Origin of the sequence: Microbacterium sp. BF1 (genome assembly GCF_019279095.1) — a bacterium.
In the GTDB taxonomy this organism is placed as follows: Bacteria; Actinomycetota; Actinomycetes; order Actinomycetales; family Microbacteriaceae; genus Microbacterium; species Microbacterium maritypicum.
Genome location: NZ_JAGYWT010000321.1, coordinates 1 through 2839, shown reverse-complemented (window position 1 = coordinate 2839; position 2839 = coordinate 1). Strand labels below are relative to the sequence as shown.

4 protein-coding genes and 1 pseudogene are annotated in these 2839 nt (G+C 67.8%); 2 read left to right on the top strand and 3 right to left on the bottom strand.

What is annotated here, in order from left to right:
• Positions 1-27: 27 nt before the first annotated feature.
• Genes KZA10_RS11340 through KZA10_RS11330 form a run of 3 tightly spaced genes read right to left on the bottom strand, consistent with a single transcriptional unit; the run spans position 28 to position 2005 of the window.
• Positions 28-723, bottom strand: coding sequence for an SDR family oxidoreductase (locus KZA10_RS11340; protein ID WP_256934752.1), 696 nt, complete (start codon positions 721-723; stop codon positions 28-30).
• On the bottom strand, positions 723-1199 hold the full coding sequence (locus KZA10_RS11335) for a dihydrofolate reductase (RefSeq protein ID WP_141388001.1): 477 nt from the start codon (positions 1197-1199) through the stop codon (positions 723-725). Before KZA10_RS11335 ends, KZA10_RS11340 begins: the two co-directional genes overlap by 1 nt.
• The gene (locus tag KZA10_RS11330) at positions 1196-2005 is read right to left on the bottom strand and encodes a thymidylate synthase (RefSeq protein WP_055873172.1); all 810 of its coding nucleotides are present in this window, start codon (positions 2003-2005) and stop codon (positions 1196-1198) included. Before KZA10_RS11330 ends, KZA10_RS11335 begins: the two co-directional genes overlap by 4 nt.
• A 119-nt stretch (positions 2006-2124) precedes the next feature.
• Here KZA10_RS11330 and KZA10_RS11325 point away from each other — a divergent pair, with 119 nt between their 5' ends.
• Positions 2125-2535: a thioredoxin family protein gene (locus tag KZA10_RS11325; protein ID WP_055868733.1), complete on the top strand. Its 411-nt coding sequence runs from the start codon at positions 2125-2127 to the stop codon at positions 2533-2535.
• Between the two features lie 19 nt (positions 2536-2554).
• Positions 2555-2839, top strand: a pseudogene (locus KZA10_RS11320) (DUF4395 domain-containing protein); the annotation flags it as partial.

Genomic DNA, 2839 nt, shown 5'->3' with positions numbered 1-2839 from the left:
TGTCGCCGTAGTCGGCGAACGCGAAGATCACGAAAACGAGAACGAAGGTTGCACCGAGACGGCCTTGCCACGGGCCGCATCGCGCAGGCCGACGCGCACGACGTCGCGCGCGTTCAGCCACATGATGGCGGGAACACCCTCCTCACCGACCGCAAGCCCCATGCGCTCGTGGAAAGACGTATGAGTGAATCCCGGGCACAACGCCGTCACGGAGACGCCGTCACGGCCGTACTCGGCGTTCGCCCAGCGGCTGAAACCGATCAACCACGCCTTGCAGGCGGAGTACGTCGACCGCGAGATGAACCCCGCGACCGACGCCACGTTGATGATGCGCCCGCCGCGGCCGCGCATGGACTGCAGCGCCGCGTGCATGAGACGCATCGATGCTTCGACATGCACCCGCAGGTGACGCACCTCGTCGTCGATGTCGTTGTCGGCGAACTGCAGGGGAAGACCGAATCCGGCGTTGTTCACCAGGAGGTCGACCGGGTCAGCCGCGTCGCGCAGCCGCTCGGCGACCTTCTCCACACCGCTCTCATCCGCCAGGTCGGCGGCGATGATCTCGACCGCGACACCGTACTCGCTCCGCAGTTGCGCACCCAGCTCCGAGAGAGCCTCCTCCGACCTCGCCACCAAGACGAGATCGGCGCGACGCCGCGCGAGCTGACGAGCGAACTCTGCGCCCAGTCCGGCGCTGGCTCCGGTGATCAGTGCAGTGGGCATCAGCGCTCGTATCCGAGGAAGCGGTAGCGGACGCCGGTGCGTGAGGTGCGCCACTCCCCCTCGTCGACGAGTCGCCAGCCCGTCTTGGCCGGTGCGTAGGTGTCGCCGGCGACGTCGAGATCGAGTTCGGTGACCTCCAGCCGATCCGCGTCACCGATCACCTGGCGGAAGATCTCCGCACCGCCGATGATCCATGCCCTGTCGAGCCCGCGCACGGCTTCCGCGACCGTGGCCGCTCGGCGCGCACCGTCCTCGGACCAGTCCTGCTGCCGAGTCACCACGATGTTGTCGCGGCCGGCGAGCGGTCGGAAGCGCTCCGGAAGCGAATCCCAGGTCTTGCGGCCCATCACCACGGGCGCACCGAGGGTGACGTCCTTGAAATGCGCCAGGTCTTCCGGCACGTGCCAGGGCATCCCGCCCTCGGCGCCGATCACGCCGCCGTGGGCCTCGGCCCAGATCAGCCCGACCCAGGTCATACCGCCACCGCCGCCCTGATCGGCGCGTGGTGCTGGTAGTTCTCCACCACGAAGTCCTCGTAGCGGTAGTCGAGGATCGATTCCGGCTTCCGAGCGAAGCGCAGCGTCGGATACTCGTAGGGGTCTCGGCTGAGCTGCTCACGCACCTGCTCGACGTGATTGTCGTAGACGTGGCAGTCGCCGCCCGTCCAGACGAAGTCTCCGGGCTCCAGGCCGACCTGCTGGGCGATCATCATCGTGAGCAACGCATACGAGGCGATGTTGAAGGGCACGCCGAGGAACATGTCGGCGCTGCGCTGGTAGAGCTGGCAGGAGAGCTTGCCGTCGGCGACGTAGAACTGGAACAGGGCGTGGCAGGGGGCGAGAGCCATGTCGGGGATGTCAGCGGGGTTCCAGGCCGAGACGATGAGCCGCCGGGAGTCGGGCGAGCGGCGGATCTGCTCGATGACCTCGGAGAGCTGGTCGATGCTCCCACCGTCCGGGGTGGGCCACGACCGCCACTGCACCCCGTAGACCGGCCCCAGGTCGCCGGACTCGTCTGCCCACTCATCCCAGATCGTGACGCCGTTGTCGCGGAGCCACCCCACATTGGAATCGCCACGCAGGAACCAGAGGAGCTCGTACGCGATGGACTTGAAGTGCACGCGCTTGGTGGTGATGAGCGGGAATCCTTTCGACAGGTCGAAGCGGATCTGTCGACCGAAGACGCTCGTCGTGCCCGTTCCGGTGCGATCGGACTTGTGCGTGCCGCTCTCCAGCACGTCGCGGAGCAGGTCTTCGTAAGGAGTCGGGACGGCTGCGCTCATGAAAGCCACGATACCGCCACCCTCACCTCCCACGGGCGGATGAGCTCCCGGGCGTGGGACGTTCGTCATGGTCGGAAACATCGGCCATGACCCTTCACCGCACGACATATTCTCGACCTATGTCGCCCGCAGCCGCCCTGGGGATCGCCGCCGCACTCCTCGTGCTCGCGACGATCGTCGGCATCGTGCTGCGCCGTCGCGATGGACGACGACGCGACGGCGGCGCCCTCCTCTTCGACCCCGCAGATGCCGCAGCCGAACTCGGTTCCCGAGCGACACTGGTGCAGTTCAGCACGGAGATGTGCGCACGGTGCCCCCAGGTGAGACGGTTGCTCGGCGCCTACGCGGCCGAGCACGACGACCTCCGTCATCTGGAGGTGGATCTGACGCACCGCCCGGATCTCTCGGCTCGCTACCGAGTCCTGCAGACGCCGACGACCTTCGTGGTCGACGATTCCGGCGCCGTCCGCGCACGATTCCACGGTGTCCCCGACCGCCACGCGCTCACCGACGCCCTCGCCGCCGTGTGAGCGGAAAGACTGGAGCCCCATGAGCATTCCCGCAGGCATCGACCCCCGAGGCCCACGATTCGCCGCTGCGATCACCGCGGTCCTGCTGCTGCTGGCGACGTTCCTGGCACTGATCGGGATCTCGACGGCCAGGGACGGCACCGGGTGGTTCGCCTACCAGCCGGTCGCCGATGCCACCTTCACGCCGTCCGGATGGGCGATCGCCTCGGTATCCCTCGCCCAGCGCGCCCTCGACCCCGGTTTCCTCCTGGCACTCGTCATCGCGCTGCTGTTCCTGTGGGGGCTCGTGTCGCCGCGGACGGCG

Excerpts from the sequence above, each read along its gene's own strand:
- KZA10_RS11330 (WP_055873172.1), bottom strand. The coding sequence starts at position 2,005 with ATGAGCGCAGCCGTCCCGACTCCTTACGAAGACCTGCTCCGCGACGTG.
- KZA10_RS11335 (WP_141388001.1), bottom strand. The coding sequence starts at position 1,199 with ATGACCTGGGTCGGGCTGATCTGGGCCGAGGCCCACGGCGGCGTGATC.
- KZA10_RS11325 (WP_055868733.1), top strand. The coding sequence starts at position 2,125 with ATGTCGCCCGCAGCCGCCCTGGGGATCGCCGCCGCACTCCTCGTGCTC.
- KZA10_RS11340 (WP_256934752.1), bottom strand. The coding sequence starts at position 723 with ATGCCCACTGCACTGATCACCGGAGCCAGCGCCGGACTGGGCGCAGAG.